This is a genomic window from Gemmatimonas aurantiaca (assembly GCF_037190085.1).
Lineage (GTDB): Bacteria > Gemmatimonadota > Gemmatimonadetes > Gemmatimonadales > Gemmatimonadaceae > Gemmatimonas > Gemmatimonas aurantiaca_A.
In genome coordinates, this window is the sequence record NZ_JBBCJO010000013.1 from 46897 (window position 1) to 61802 (window position 14906).

General features: G+C 65.5%; 13 protein-coding genes. 10 read left to right on the forward strand and 3 right to left on the reverse strand.

What is annotated here, in order from left to right:
• Positions 1-2 precede the first annotated feature (2 nt).
• Positions 3-1142: a saccharopine dehydrogenase C-terminal domain-containing protein gene (locus WG208_RS17825; RefSeq protein ID WP_337172744.1), complete on the forward strand. Its 1140-nt coding sequence runs from the start codon at positions 3-5 to the stop codon at positions 1140-1142.
• Positions 1143-1236: 94 nt separating this feature from the next.
• On the opposite strand, the gene WG208_RS17830 is transcribed toward WG208_RS17825, so the two are convergent.
• Both WG208_RS17830 and WG208_RS17835 read right to left on the reverse strand, forming a co-directional pair.
• Entirely contained in the window at positions 1237-2952 is a 1716-nt protein-coding gene (locus tag WG208_RS17830; RefSeq protein WP_337172745.1) for a methyl-accepting chemotaxis protein, read from the reverse strand.
• A gap of 7 nt (positions 2953-2959) precedes the next feature.
• Complete coding sequence (locus WG208_RS17835; protein ID WP_337172746.1) at positions 2960-4126, reverse strand: branched-chain amino acid ABC transporter substrate-binding protein; 1167 nt, start codon at positions 4124-4126, stop codon at positions 2960-2962.
• Between the two features lie 314 nt (positions 4127-4440).
• Between WG208_RS17835 and coxB the strand changes: the two genes are divergently transcribed.
• The 6 genes from coxB to WG208_RS17865 all read left to right on the forward strand — a co-directional run bounded on the left by coxB (position 4441) and on the right by WG208_RS17865 (position 10219).
• On the forward strand, positions 4441-5724 hold the full coding sequence (gene coxB, locus WG208_RS17840) for a cytochrome c oxidase subunit II (protein WP_337172747.1): 1284 nt from the start codon (positions 4441-4443) through the stop codon (positions 5722-5724).
• Between the two features lie 32 nt (positions 5725-5756).
• Positions 5757-7637 carry a cytochrome c oxidase subunit I gene (gene ctaD, locus WG208_RS17845; RefSeq protein ID WP_337172748.1) on the forward strand — a complete coding sequence of 627 codons (1881 nt, stop codon included), beginning with the start codon at positions 5757-5759 and terminating at the stop codon, positions 7635-7637.
• Between the two features lies 1 nt (position 7638).
• On the forward strand, positions 7639-8328 hold the full coding sequence (locus WG208_RS17850; RefSeq protein ID WP_337172749.1) for a cytochrome c oxidase subunit 3: 690 nt from the start codon (positions 7639-7641) through the stop codon (positions 8326-8328).
• Between the two features lie 7 nt (positions 8329-8335).
• Positions 8336-8677 (forward strand): cytochrome C oxidase subunit IV family protein, encoded by a 342-nt coding sequence (locus WG208_RS17855; RefSeq protein ID WP_337172750.1) that lies wholly within the window; start codon positions 8336-8338, stop codon positions 8675-8677.
• Between the two features lie 123 nt (positions 8678-8800).
• Positions 8801-9712 carry a cytochrome c oxidase assembly protein gene (locus tag WG208_RS17860; protein WP_337172751.1) on the forward strand — a complete coding sequence of 304 codons (912 nt, stop codon included), beginning with the start codon at positions 8801-8803 and terminating at the stop codon, positions 9710-9712.
• Between the two features lie 30 nt (positions 9713-9742).
• Positions 9743-10219 carry a hypothetical protein gene (locus WG208_RS17865; protein ID WP_337172752.1) on the forward strand — a complete coding sequence of 159 codons (477 nt, stop codon included), beginning with the start codon at positions 9743-9745 and terminating at the stop codon, positions 10217-10219.
• 436 nt (positions 10220-10655) lie between these two features.
• Here the strand turns inward: WG208_RS17865 and WG208_RS17870 are convergent, their stop codons facing one another.
• The gene (locus WG208_RS17870; protein WP_337172753.1) at positions 10656-11147 is read right to left on the reverse strand and encodes a hypothetical protein; all 492 of its coding nucleotides are present in this window, start codon (positions 11145-11147) and stop codon (positions 10656-10658) included.
• A 219-nt stretch (positions 11148-11366) separates the two neighbouring features.
• Between WG208_RS17870 and WG208_RS17875 the strand changes: the two genes are divergently transcribed.
• From WG208_RS17875 to dacB, 3 genes are read left to right on the forward strand one after another with little or no spacing between them, the layout of a single operon-like run.
• Positions 11367-11924 (forward strand): hypothetical protein, encoded by a 558-nt coding sequence (locus WG208_RS17875; protein ID WP_337172754.1) that lies wholly within the window; start codon positions 11367-11369, stop codon positions 11922-11924.
• Positions 11921-13105 (forward strand): DUF5009 domain-containing protein, encoded by a 1185-nt coding sequence (locus WG208_RS17880; RefSeq protein ID WP_337172755.1) that lies wholly within the window; start codon positions 11921-11923, stop codon positions 13103-13105. The genes WG208_RS17875 and WG208_RS17880 overlap by 4 nt, the downstream gene beginning before the upstream one ends.
• 4 nt (positions 13106-13109) lie before the next feature.
• Positions 13110-14828, forward strand: coding sequence for a D-alanyl-D-alanine carboxypeptidase/D-alanyl-D-alanine-endopeptidase (gene dacB / locus WG208_RS17885; protein ID WP_337172756.1), 1719 nt, complete (start codon positions 13110-13112; stop codon positions 14826-14828).
• Positions 14829-14906 lie beyond the last annotated feature (78 nt).

A 14906-nucleotide genomic window follows, 5' to 3' on the forward strand; every position in this document is an offset into this window, starting at 1 on the left:
CGATGCGTGTGTTGGTTCTTGGTGCGGGGCTGCAAGGCACCGCGTGTGCGTTTGACCTGCTCAATGATCCCGCGGTGAAGCAGGTGATGCTCGCGGATCTGCAGCGTCCCGTGTTGCCGCCGTTTCTGCAGCAGGTGGCCGATGCCCGGCTCGTCCCCATGGCGCTGGATGTGCGCGATGAGCGGGCCGTGCGTGCGGCGTTTGCACAGTGCGACGGCGTGTTGAGCGCCATCCCCTACTACTTCAACGGTGTTCTCGCACGCCTGGCCGTGGAGGCCGGTGTGCATTTTGCCGATCTCGGTGGCAACACCGCGATCGTCCAGGAGCAGAAGCAACTCGACGCCGCGGCGCGCGCCAAGGGTATCTCGGTGATTCCCGACACCGGTCTCGCCCCCGGCATGGTGAACGTGATCGCCCAGCACGGCATCGATCAGTTCGACACCGTGGAATCGGTGAAGTTGTTCGTCGGCGGCCTGCCGCAGGTGCCCGAACCGCCACTGGGGTACCAGATCGCGTACTCCATCGAAGGGATGGTGGATTATTACACCACGCCCTCGCTGGTGGTGCGCGATGGGCAGCCGTCCACGGTCCACGCGCTGTCGGAACTGGAAGACGTGACGTTCGACGCGCCAGTGGGCACGCTCGAAGCCTTCCACACGGCCGGCGGGCTTTCCACGATGGTGTACCGCTATGCGGGGAAGATTCCCGTCATGGAATACAAGACGCTGCGGTATCCCGGTCATGCGGCGATCATGCGCAGCATCCGCGATCTGGGGCTGCTGGGGCTGGAGCCCGTGGATGTGAAGGGACAGCAGGTCGTGCCGCGCGATGTGTTCGTGAAGGTGGCGGGTGGGGCGCTGCGCAAAGGCAAGCCCGATCTCGTGGCGTTGCGTGTCGTGGTCACGGGCACGAAGGACGGCGTACGTCGCGCACGGGCCTGGGAAGTGGTCGATCGGTACGACGCGAAACACGGCATCACCGCCATGATGCGGACCACCGGTTACACGCTCGCGATCACCGGCCTGCTGCAGATGTCCGGTGCCATCGAACCGGGGGTGCACACTCCCGACGAGTGCATCCCGCCGGCCCGCTATTTCTCCATGCTGGCCGCGCGCGGGATCGAGGTGCGCGAGATCGATTGATCGGCACGGGCCGGGCCGGCGTGTTGGCATCGAACGTACTGCCATCTGGCGTACGCCAGATGGCGTACGCCGGCCCGAGTCCATCAGGCAAGCATCAGGTGCGGAACTCGCCGATGAGTCCCCGCACCCGCAGGCTCGCGGTCTGCAGCATCTCGGCGGTGGCGGAGACCTCCTGCGCCGACGCCGAGGTCTGCTCCGTGCTGGCCGCTACTTCCTCGGCGGCGGCCGCATGGCCTTCCGCGGTGTCGCGGGCGTCGTACAACGAACGTTGCACCTGACTGAGTGAACGGCGGTTGCCTTCCACCGCCGTCGTGACACGTGCCGTGGCGCCTTCCACCTGCGCGACAGCGTGTTCGATGCGGGCCAGCGCGCCCCGCACGGCTTCGGCCACCGTCTCCGCATCGCGCAGACGCGTGGCGCCCGATTCCACCGCCGTCGAAGCGCTGGTGATCCGGCTCCGGAAACGCTTCACGTTTTCCGTGACTTCGTTGGCTGCATGAGCGCTCTGTTCGGCCAGCGCCCGCACTTCCTGCGCGACCACCGCGAAGCCGCGCCCCGCCGAGCCGGCACGGGCCGCTTCGATTGCGGCGTTGAGCGCCAGCAGATTGGTCTGGGTGGCGATCTCCGAAATCACGCTCACGAAATCGTCGATCACTCCGGTCGCATCACGCAGCGCGACCATCTCCTCGCGGGAAGCCTGCACCACTTCGCGCGCCCCCAGCAGCGTATCGATGGCCACCTGCACCTGATCGCGCGCACCGTTGGTGGTGTGCCGGATCTCGCGGCCCACCCGGTCGGTTTCATCCGCCGCCTCACCGATGGTGGCGCCGGCTTCGGCCAGTTCCTTCACTGTTTCACCCGCATGATTGAGCGACGTGAGCTGCATCGTCGCGCCATGCGAGATGTCCATGATGGCCGATGTCACGTGCTGCGACGAAGCGGCCGCCGACGAAGCCGACGCGGTCAGTTCGCTGGCGGCCAAGGTGACCTGATCGGCTTCTTCCTGCACGCGCGAGAAGAGCAGGCGCAGACGTTCACGGGCCTGCCGCATGGCATCGATCAGCTCCGCGTATTCCTGCGCGACATACAGGGAGCTGGCGGAAAACGGGGGATCGCGCAGATCGCCGGCGCCGATGGCCATGAGTTCGTCACGCAGTTGCACCATGGGCTGTGTGATGGCCCGGGCCGTGGACAATCCGAAGAACGCGGCCACGCCGAAGGCCAGCGTCACCACGACCACCAGGCTGGCCTCGGCGTTGCGCAGCCAGTCGCGCATGCGATCGGTGGCCTCGCCGGCACCATCGCGCGCGGCACGGCGCAGGCCCTGCAATTCACTCTCGATGGCTTGGATGTCGCGCGTGGTGAGTGCGAGCACCCGATTCGCTTCCCCGGTGTGTCCGGAGATCTGCCAGGCCCGGGTGGTGGCGATGCGCACTTCGAGCGTGGCCTGCAGCCGGCCGATCGTCTCCAGACGACGACGCTCCTCCGCGCTCAGCACACTCGTGGAAACGGCATCACGGCGCAGTTGCTCGGCTTGCACCGTGAGCGCGTGATACTGGGCTTCATCGGTGGGTGTCCCCGTGCTCAGGAACCGCAGTCCCGCCACGAGTTCGCGCAGCGCGATGTTCGTGGCCCGCTCGACGAACTCGGACCGGTCCATCAGATCGTGGACCGTGGCCTCGGCCTGCGCGTTGCTGCGGGAGAGCCAGTACCAGCCCAGGACACCCGCGGCCACCAGCAACGTGATCGACGTACCGAAACCCGCGATGAGGCGTCCGCGGATGGTCGCCATCTGAAACAGGTGTCTCATGGCTGCCTCATGGCGCGACGGCTCCCCGCACCCGCGTCACGAGGACGGGACGGGCTTTGATGTCGTGACTCTTTTCGAAGGCGATACGGCCCACGACCCCATCGACCGAGGGCGCGCCGTTGCCGATGCGTTCGAGGGCCAGGCGCAGCGAGGACCGGGTGCCGGCGCCGCCGCTCACCGTGCGACCGATCACGATGGTCGCATCGTAAGACAGGGCCGCGAATCCATCGGGATCCTGGTGGAAACGTTCGCGATAGCGGCCGAGGAAGTGCATGGCTTCGGGGCTCGACACCCGGTCGGCGCGGAAGAACGCGGCCACATAGGCTCCGGTGGCGATCGAGTCGCGGACGATGCCCTCGGTGCCGTCACCCCCCACGAACGGCGCGGTGACCCCCCGGGCCCGGAGCGCGCGCAGAAAGGCCAGCGCATCGTCGGCGTCGCCCGGAAAGAGCACCACGTCCGGTTTGCGCAGCGCCAGCAGGCTGGCGTAGGCATCCCACTCGGTGACCCCGGTGAGGTAGGGATCGCGGGTGTCGATCTGCCCACCGCCCTTGGTGAAGGTCTCGGCGAAGGTGGTCGTCCAGTCGCGGCCATAGGGGTCGTTGCGGTACACGATAGCCGCACGCCGGCCGCCGAGGGTGTCGAGCACCCACTGGGCGGTGTGCCGGGCGGCATCGGCGTCGCTGGGAGCCACCCGGAAGAACCAGGGGCTGATCCCGCTCAGGCGCGGCGAGGATGCAGTCTGGGAGACCATCACGACCCCGTTTTCCCCGTCGTGTTCAGCGTCGGCGTAGATGGGGACCGTTTCCAGCGTGTTGCCACTTTCCGGATGGCCCACCACCGCGATCACCGCCGGGTCCTGCCGGAGTTGCTCGGCCAACCGGACCGGGCTGGTCACGCCCGCCGGGGGCAGGCGCACCTCGAAGCGGGCGGGACCGGCGGCGTTCAGGCGTTCGACGGCCAGTTCGATGCCGCGCACGATGTTTTCATAACCCGGCGTTCCCGGGATGGCGCCCACGCCGATGGCATGAGCGGAGCTGGTCGGGGCATTCGGGCTTCGGCAACCGGCGGCCACCAGGAGACCCGACAGGGCCATCAGCATCGTCCGGGCCGGCGGGACCGGCAGGGATCGGGCCCGGGCAATGGCCGGACACAGAGCGCGAAGGGAGATCACGCGGAGAAGACGATCCGAAACGCGCTGCGGAAACGGCAGCGCCATGTGCGATTTCAGAGCGAAAATCGTGGTGTTTTACGGAAATGTGGCCGATGTGAACCAGTGAATCGGCACAATGGTGGTTACAATACGAGAAATGTCGGGCAAAGCCCGAGAAGTCGTAGGGTTTTGCTTGCGGTGGCCGGAAACGACGGATTAGCTTCGCACTGCTGTCCCACCCCCCGACTGCTCGTCGAGCGCCCTTGGCTTACGTCCTCTGCGTAGGTCCAGGACCGTGAGGCAGCAGTCCACCCAACTCCACATCAGGATCCGGCATGGTTGGCACGTTCCGCCCGCGGCGGTTGGCATCCGCCGCGCTGCTGGGCGCTCTGGCCCTCGGGCTCGCAGCCTGCGGCGGCGAGTACCCGAATTCGACGTTCAATCACCACACCGAGTACAACACGGCGATCGACGCGCTGTGGGACAAGCTTCTCTTCTGGGGAACGCTGGTCTTCATCGCCGTCGAAGCGGGCCTGGTGTACACGATCTTCCGCTATCGTCGCCGGCCCGGCGGGGAGAAGCCGAAGCAGGTGCATGGGAACACGGCACTCGAGATCACCTGGACGGCCATTCCGGCGGTCATTCTGATCTTCATTGCCATCCCGACGGTGAGCACGATTTTCAAGACCCAGGCCAAGGCGGCGCCCGAAGCTCTGCAGGTCGAAGTCATCGGCCACCAGTGGTGGTGGGAGTTCAAGTACCCGCAGTTGGGTATCACGACCGCCAACGAACTCTATCTGCCCAACGGGCGGACGGTGAATTTCGCGCTCAAGACGGCCGACGTGCTGCACTCCTTCTGGATTCCCCAGATGGGCGGCAAGCGCGACCTGATCTCGAATCACACCAACTATGTGTGGTTCACGCCGAACGCGGATCTGCCGTCGTCGGCGTGGAACGGCTTCTGCGCCGAGTTCTGCGGCGCGTCGCACGCGAACATGCGTTTCCGCGCGTTCACGGTGACGCCGGCGGAGTTCGAACAGTGGGTGGCCCACCAGAAGCAGCCGGCGGTGTTCAAGGCGCCCGCGCCCGTGCCGGCTCCGGCGAGCGCTGCGGCTCCGGGCGCGGCGTCGGTGCAGCTCGCGTCGCTGCAGCAGAATGCGGCGGCCGATTCGAGCCCTGCGGTGCCGGTGTGGGCGTTCCCGAAGGAGCGGGTCGAGGCGGAGTTCGCCTACATCATTCCGACCGCCAAGCTGCCGGCGGGTCTCACCTACGACGAGTCGTTGCTGGCACAGGGTGACGCCGAGCGTGGTCGTCAGCTCTTCTCGCGCTCGACGTGCATCGGTTGTCACACCATCGCGGGGACGCCGTTCGCGTCGCCGATCGGCCCGAACCTGACCCATGTCGGGACGCGCCATACGATCGCCGGCGGTCTGTATCCGAACGATGCGAAGCATCTCGCCTACTGGATCAAGAGTGCCCCGCACATGAAGCCCGGCAGCATCATGCCGACCATCGGCAAGGGCCTCACCGATCCCGTACGCAAGAACGTCATCAGCGCCGGTGGTCTGACCGACCCCGAGATCGCCGATATCGTCGCTTACCTCCAGGCTCTCAAGTAGCCGCCCCCCGTCAACACCGACTTTTCGACACGATGGCAACCATCGCTGCCGCGCCCCCGTACACCAAGGCCCACACGGCTCCCGACACCGGGATCATGTCGTGGCTCACCACGGTGGACCACAAGCGCATCGGGGCGCTCTATCTGATCAGCGGCCTGATCTTCTTCGTCGTCGGCGGCCTCGAGGCCGCCATCATCCGTGCCCAGCTGATGGGACCGAACGGCACGCTCGTGTCGGCCGAGATGTACAATCAGCTGTTCACGATGCACGGCACGACGATGATCTTCCTCGCCGTGATGCCGCTTTCGGCGGCGTTCTTCAACTTCCTGATCCCGCTGCAGGTGGGTGCGCGTGACGTCGCCTTCCCGCGACTCAACGCGTTCTCGTACTGGATCTATCTGCTGGGCGGCATCTTCATCACGGTGCCGATCTTCTTCGCGGTCGCACCCGATGGTGGCTGGTTCGGGTACGCGCCGCTGAGCACGAAGGCGTTCTCGCCGCAGGTGAACATGGATTTCTGGGTGATCGGTCTCCAGATCCTGGGCATCTCGTCGCTGGCCGCCGGTTTCAACTTCATCACGACCATCATCAACATGCGGGCGCCGGGCATGACGCTCATGCGCATGCCGATCTTCACGTGGATGGCGTTCGTGGTGCAGTTCCTCATCGTGCTGTCGTTCCCCGCCATCACGATCGCGCTCGTGTTCCTGCAGTTCGACCGCTTCTTCGGCACGAACTTCTACACGATCGCCAAGGGGGCCGACCCGCTGCTGTGGCAGCACCTGTTCTGGGTGTTCGGTCACCCCGAGGTGTACATCCTGATCCTGCCGGCCTTCGGTCTCGTGTCCGAAGTGCTGCCGACGTTCTCGAAGAAGCCGCTCTTCGGTTACCCGGTGATGGTGTACTCGGGTATCCTCATCGGCTTCCTCGGCTTCGGCGTGTGGGCGCACCACATGTTCGCCGTGGGCATGGGTCCGATCGCGGACTCGGTGTTCTCGCTGGCCACGATGCTCATCGCCATCCCGACGGGCGTGAAGATCTTCAACTGGCTCGCCACGCTCTGGGGCGGTCAGCTCAACTTCACGGCGGCCATGAAGTTCGGCATCGGCCTGGTGGCGCTGTTCACCATCGGCGGCATCTCGGGTGTCATGCACGCCTCGCCGCCGACCGACCTGCAGCAGACGGACACGTACTTCATCGTGGCGCACTTCCACTACGTGCTCTTCGGTGGCTCGATGTTCGGGCTCTTCGCCGGCGTGTACTACTACTTCCCGAAGATCACGGGCCGGTTCCTCTCCGAGAAGCTCGGGTCCTGGCACTTCTGGATCACGTTCATCGGCATGAACCTCACGTTCTTCCCGATGCACTTCAGCGGGCTGCTCGGCATGCCGCGTCGCTACTACCAGTACGACGCGGGGCAGGGCTTCGAGCTGTTCAACATGCTCTCGACGATCGGCACGGCGATCCTCATGGTCGGCACGCTGATCGGGCTCATCAACATCTGGAAGAGCTGGAAGGGCGGCGCGCCCGCGTCGAGCAACCCGTGGGGCGCGGCGACGGTCGAATGGAGCATTCCTTCGCCGCCACCCGACTACAACTTCGCCGAGCTGCCGAACATCAAGTCGCGGTATCCCCTGTGGAACATGAAGGACGGGGAGCAGCTCGTGCACGAGACGACGCACGAAGAAGAAAAGGGGCGCCACGTTCCGACATCGCACGAACTCGGCATCGTGATGCCGAATCCGTCGATCTGGCCGCTCATCACCGCTGCCGGCATCATCGTGATGTTCGCCGGACAGATGTTCCTGGAAAAGAGCACCGGCCTTGGCCTGTCGATCATGATCACCGGCACGCTGTGGTGGGTGGGCTCGCTCTACAAGTGGCTGCTGACGCCGCTCGAGGATCACCACTGAGATGACCGCACCCACTGCTCCTGCCGCCCACGGCGACGGCCACGCACATGGCGGCGGCCACTACACCTCGCTCGGGCTCGACAACCGCAAGGTTGCGATCTGGACCTTCATCGGGTCCGAGTGCATGCTCTTCGCGTCGCTCATCTCCACGTACCTGGTGTACAAGGGGCGGAGCCCGGAAGGCCCGTATCCGCACGAAGTCTGGACCAACCCGACCACCGGCAAGGTCTTCCAGCCGATCCTGAACATCCCGGTCACGTCGGCCTCGACTTTCGTGCTGCTGATGTCGTCCCTCGCGATGGTGCTCGCGCTGGCCGCGGTCCAGAACCGCTACCAGCCCAAGCACACCGCCTGGGAGCGCATCCTCGGCAATTCGAAGCTCTGGTTGTGGATGACCTGCCTGCTGGGCATCGCCTTCCTCGGCTGTCAGGCCTACGAGTTCACGTCCTTCATCCATGAAGGACTCTCGATCCGCACGAACCTCTTCGGCTCCTCGTTCTTCACGCTCACCGGATTCCACGGTGCGCACGTGACGGCGGGTGTGCTCTGGCTCTTCACGCTGCTCGCGATCGACTACAAGCGTGGACTGGAACCGAAGGATTCGCTGCTCGTCGACATTGCCGCGCTGTACTGGCACTTCGTCGACGTGGTGTGGATCGTGATCTTCACCCTCGTTTACCTCATCAAGTGAGGCGATGATGGCTGATCATTCGCACGGGGCACACGACGCCCACGCCGAAGAACATCCGACCTGGTCCACGTACTGGAAGGTCGCGCTCATCCTGACCATCATCACGGCCGTCGAAGTGTCGGCGTACTACATCCCGGCGTGGGAAAACAGCTGGGTGTATGTACCGAGCATGCTGATCATGTCGTCGGTGAAGTTCGCGATCGTCGTGGCGTACTACATGCATCTCAAGTACGACCACAAACTGTTCCGCGCGCTCTTCACCGGACCGCTCCTCGTGGCCGGTCTCATCCTCATCGGTCTGCTGTTCCTGTTCTCCAAGCTGGCCATCCGTCTGGGATCGCTCGGCTGACCGTTCGCTCCTTCGCGGAGCATATCGATCCCGGAGTCGCGCATCCTGCGTGACTCCGGGATTCGTGTTTCCGGGCCCTCCGGTACCACGATCGGTCGATGCGATCCGTTAGATTGCAGCGATATGCTGGCTCTTCTTCACCCCGTCGCGCAGCTCTCGCCCACCCAGTTCTCGGTGCACCCGAGCACGGCCATCGGGATCGCCGCCTTCGCCGTGGCCTATGTCTGGCGTATCCGGCAGGGCCCGTCGGAGGCCGATCTCTACCCGGTGACGGTCGATCCGGCGGATGCGACGCCGGCGCAGCGCCTGGCCGCCGAGTCGTTCAGCGGTCCCACGCCACCGCAGCGCATGGCGTTCTTCACCGCGCTGGCGCTGCTGTTCGTGACGCTGAACGGGCCGCTGCACGATCTGAGCGATTTTTATCTGTTCAGCGCGCACATGGTGCAGCACCTGATTCTCACGCTGGTCGTGCCTCCGCTCATGATCGTGGGCACGCCGGGGTGGATGTTGCGTCCATTGCTGCGACGGCCGGCACTGTTCCGGCTCGCCCGGCGCCATACATCGGTCGTGGCGTGTTTCGTGTGGTTCAATGTGGTGCTGGCGCTGTGGCATCTGCCGCCGATGTACAATCTTGCGCTGGCGTACCATCCGGTGCACATCCTGCAGCATCTGATGTTCATCGCGGCATCGGTGCTGATGTGGTGGCCGTTGCTGTCGCCGCTCCCCGAATTGCCGCGCGCGCCGTATCCGGCGCAGATGCTGTACTGCTTCCTCATGGTCATTCCGATGTCGATCATCTCGATCTACATCGCGATGGCGGACACCCTGCTGTATCCGGCCTACGCGGTGGCGCCCCGCATCATGGGCATCACGCCAATGGAAGATCAGCAGTATGGCGGGTTGATCATGTGGATTCCGGGTGGCGTGTTCTTCTACGCGGTGATGACGGTGATCTTCTTCAAGTGGTCATCGCGTGGTGAAGACGACGAGGCGTCGGCGCAGGTGGGCTGGGTGCCGAGTGCGAACAATGGGTGAGGCCGTGAGTGATACCGGGACGGGGCGCTGATGGCGGGCAAGGGACGTCGTGACGGGGCGCCGCGTCGGGGGTCGTCGGATCGCAAGCCGCCGCGTCCGGATTCACGGGCGCAGGGGCAATCGAAGCCGCGTTCGCAGCCGCAGCGGCAGCCGCGTGCCGTGGAAGCGGCGGGGGACGTGCGTCAGGGTGCCTTCGTGGAAGTGGCCCGTGTGATCGATGCGCCGGCCAGTGCCATCTTCCGCATGATCAACGATCCGGCCAAACGCGAATGGGCGCCGGAGCGGCTCTATCGGGTGATGAGCGCGTTGCCGCCACGATTCGCGCGTCTCGCGTTTCCTGATGGCTCGCAGGTCGCGATCGCCATCGTACGGCAGGGGAACACCCGTTCCTCGGTCAGCATCGAGCATGGCATGCTGCCGGCTGGCGCCGATACGGAGGCGCTGCGCCGTCGCTGGACGGACGCGCTGTATGCGCTGAGCGACGCGCTCGATTCCGACTGGGGATAGGGGACCGGCCTGGCTCGCTGGGTGCGGCGGGGCGGGTATTGGGGGGGGCGGCGGGTTTGAGGGGCGCCCTGCGGGCGCGATACCGGCAGGATGAACGCCGGATACCTGCAGGATATTCCTGTGGGTGGCGCAGACGATGTCGCGTGCCGGACAGACGGGGTTTTAGGGGTTGAACGACGGGAGGAACAACGGTCGCGTGAAGCCGTGACCGCTGTTCCCCGTAGTCCACAATTTCAAAAAAGTCCAACCTGGCCTCAGCGCGATGTCCCCGTCGCCCGCACGGGACCAATCCTCCTGGTATCCGGCGGTTCATCCTGCTGGTATCGCCGCCGCAGGCGGCCCCTGAAGCCAGCGAGTCACCCCAAGCCGGCCGTGAGCCAGACCGGCCGTCGCCGGCTCACGACGGGCCGTCGCCGGGCTGGCCGGCGAACGAGGCCTACTCCGGTGCTCCTGCGAGTGCGGCGTCGACCCGGCGAGGCAGGGCCGGGTGCATGCGCCACATGTAGGCACCCATCGCGGCGGCGGCGATGAGGTTGGCCACGAAGACCTGCATCCACGTGAGTTCACCGAAGCCGCGCGCCAGCATCGTCGTGATGCCGATCCAGCCGACTTCGAAGGCCACGAACAGTCCCGCGAAGCCGATGAATGCCGACGGCGTGCGTTCGGCGGAGTTCACCACCCACGAGAAGACCAGCCCCACGATGCAGAAAACGCTGAAGTGGAACAGGGTGTAGCCGAGGAATGCCCCCGCACGACTCGGCAACTGTCCATCGAGGAACAGCGATGCGATCGAATTACCCAGCATCACCGGCGTGCCGAGCAAGTCGCCTCGCATGGCATCGAGGATGGCGAACCAGACCGCGATGGCCATGGCGCCGATGAGTCCTGCAGAGATACCCTCACGGGCGATGGCATTGTTCGTTGACATCCGATGCCTCCCTCCACGTTGCGGTGTTCGCGGGGTCTGCCCCTCGACAAACCCCGATGTCGCTAGCACACTGCTCTAGCGCAGCGGTCCTCAGAACCGCCCCTTCCGATCTACCACCGACTGCTGACGCGCGTTCCGCCAAACCTTCCGTCGTGTCAGCGTGTCGGACCTGTTGATGGCCCGACTCTGCGAGAGTACCACTCGATCCGGTCGCCCGCCATGTCACAGCTCTCACGTCCCAGCCTTCGCGCGATCTTCGTGGTCACGATTCCCGTCGTTTCAGCCCTGGCGGCCTGCGGAGGCGGGTCGGGTGACCAGCGGTCGGCGGCTGCCGCCAAGGGCGAACTGAGCTGTGTGAGCCAGGACACGACCGCCGTGGGACTTGCCGTCTACGAATTCATCACCACCCAGCGTCCCACACCGCAGCGCTTCCTGAGCGCGGCGGGTACCGATTCGGGGGTGCCCGATGACGGGTTCAAGATTCTGCAGGGCAAGGGGCCGACCTACTTCTACACCAGCGATCCCAAGGGGCAGGCGCAGGTGCGCGAGAAGCTCGACCTGGCGGGTCCTTACACCTCGTTGCTGGTGGTGTACCGCGGCAAGACCGAGACGGACAACGGCCGCAGCGTCGCGGTGACGCTGGGTGGACATTACATCGGCGGTGAACACGAGGGGAAAGTGGCGGACACCCGCACGATCACCGTGCAGTGTGAAGGCACACGCTGGAAGGTGGCGCCGGCTTCGGCGGCTCCGGCCTCGGCGAGCGCGGACCCGTGAAGACCGAACGGCTGCTGTCCCTCGATGTGTTCCGCGGCATGACCGTGGCGGGGATGCTGCTCGTCAACAATCCCGGAACATGGTCCGCGATCTATCCGCCGCTCGAACACGCACCGTGGAACGGATGGACGCCCACGGATCTGATCTTTCCGTTCTTCCTGTTCATCGTCGGCATCACCACGGAAATTTCGTTGCGCGCCCGCCGCGCGCGGGGCGACGACGAGCACGCCATTCTGCGCCAGATCCTCAAGCGCGGCGCCCTGATCTTCCTGTTTGGCCTGCTGCTCGCCGGATTCCCGTTCTTCACCTGGCCACCGGGACTTCCGGGTGCCTCGTTCGGTGAGCGCGTGGTGGATCGGCTGGAGCACTGGCGCATCATGGGTGTGCTGCAGCGCATCGGTGTCGCGTACCTCTGCGGCGCGCTGCTCACATGGCGCACCACGTTGCGTCAGCAGTTCGTCATCCTCGCAACGTTGCTGTTCGGCTACTGGGCCCTGATGACGCTCGTGCCGGTGCCCGATACCGGTGTCGCCGGTCGCTTCGTGCTCGACAAACCCGATCAGTTGTTGAGCGCGTGGCTCGATCGTGCGGTGTTCGGTGTCAACCATCTCTGGAGCGGATCGAAGACCTGGGATCCGGAAGGCCTGCTCAGCACCATTCCCGCGATCGGGACCATGATCTGCGGCACGTTTGCCGGTCGCTGGATTGCCCGTCGGGATCTGCCGCTGAGTGAACGGCTCGCAGGCTTGTTTGCCGTGGGCGCGCTGGCCATGATGGTGGGATTGATGTGGCACTGGGTGTTCCCCATCAACAAGAGCATCTGGACCAGCTCCTACGTGATCTTCACGGCGGGGATGGGCGCGGTGACACTCGCGACCTGCATGTGGCTCATCGACGGCCTCGGTCTGCGACGCTGGACGTTCCCATTCGTCGTGTATGGGACCAACCCCATGTTGGCGTTCCTCGGGTCGGGGTTGATGGCCCGCTGCATCTCCTCGCTCTGGACCTGGGATGTGGGGGACGGAACGCGGATCTCGGCGCAGGGATTCGTGTTCAAGACTGTGTATGCCTCGTGGCTCCCACCGCGGGATGCGTCACTGGCATATGCCGTTTCCTTTGTCGTCGTGTGGTTCCTGATTCTGTGGGCGGCATGGAAGCGTGGTTTCGTTCTCAAGGTATGACGGCATGAACGCAGGGACCTTCCGGATCGCTCGTCCGTCCTGGACGCTCGCGATCGGATCGATGGTGATGGCGTTGGTGACGCCGTTCGGCGTGGTGCAGGCCGGAATACGTGCGGAGGCAGCATCGGAAACGTCGTACGCGTCGGCGTACGTGCGGCAGACCAGCGGTGCGCAGACGAAGACGTCGTCAAAAACACCGGCGAAGGCGAGTTCGCAGAAACGCACGCCGGCCACCAAACGTGCGGTCCCGACCAAGAAACGTCCGCCGGCGCGCGCGGCGGCCGGTACGACGCGGCGTGCGGCCAAGGCGCCGATCGTCCCCGTGTTGCACTACACGACGCCGCGCGGCACCGATGCCCTGAGCAGCGATCTGGGAACGTTGCTGGGCAGCCGCACGCGCAATGGGGAGTGGGGCGCGATAGTGGTCAGCATCTCGCGCGGGGACACGCTGTTCGCCCGCAGCGCCGATCGGCCCATGGTGCCGGCCAGCACGATGAAGTTGTTCACGTCGGCCATCGCGCTCGAGAAGCTCGGGCCGGAACACACGTTCAGCACCGATGTCCTCCGTGACGGCCCGCTCGATTCGAGCGGGGTGCTGTCGGGTGATCTCGTGCTGCGCGGCGACGGCGATCCGTCGCTCTCGCCCCGCTTCGTGCGCGGCGGGCCCGATGCGGCCATGAATCTGCTGGCGCAGTTCACCGTGGGTGCCGGTGTCCGGCACGTGACGGGAGATCTCATCGCCGATGCGTCGGCATTCGAATCACGCCGCATCCCCGAAGGTTGGTTGACGCGGTATGCGGGCGCGGGATATGCCGCGCCATTCTCGGCGTTGTCGCTGAACGAAAACATCGTGATCGTGGGGGTGACAGCCGGGGAATCGGGCAGCGCGGCGCGCGTGTTCCTCGAACCGGCCACGAAGGGACTCAGCATCACCAACACCGTGCGCACGGTCGCCGGTGGAGGCTCGAGCATCTCGGCCCGACGGGTGGGCGATGATCGGGTGGTGGTGTCGGGGACGATCGGCGCGCGTGCCGGCACGGTGCGCTATCAATTGGTGGTGGGAGACCCGGTGGTCTTCACGGCGGGGGCGTTCCGCGCCGCGCTCGAAGCGCAGGGTGTGAAGGTGGATGGTGACATCAAGGTGGGACGCACCCCGGCCTCGGCGGCCGTGGTCACCAGTCTGCCGTCACCGCCACTGGCCCGCCTGGTGTCGGTCATGAATCGCGAGAGCATCAACCTGTACGCCGAGATGCTGTATCGCGGCGCCGCGCGTGGTGAGGACCGGCAGACGGTGGGATCGGCGGAGACGGCGGTGACGACGCTCAAGGACTTCCTCGTGCGGCAGGTCGGCACCGCGCCCGATGCCGTGACCGCCACCGATGGCAGTGGTCTGTCGGTGCTCGATCGTGTGACACCACGTTCGCTGGTGCAGCTGCTCGATCATGCGCACCATGCGCCTTGGGGCAGTGCGTTCCACGCCTCGCTCCCCGTGGCCGGCGAATCGGAACTGCTGCGCAATCGCATGCGCGCCACACCCGCGCAGGGGAACCTGCACGCGAAGACCGGCACGACGAACGAAGTGATCGGTCTGTCGGGCTACGTCACCGCGGAGAACGGCGAGATCCTGGCATTCGCGTTCCTGTACAACGGGAACGACCGCTGGCACGCCCGCGAAACCATCGATGCGATGGGACCGACGCTCGCGGCGTTCAGCAGGGAGTAACGGGGGAGGAACGGAACTACGGGAGCTGGAACTACGGGAGCTGGAGAAACGGGAGCTGGAGAAACGGGAGCTGGAACC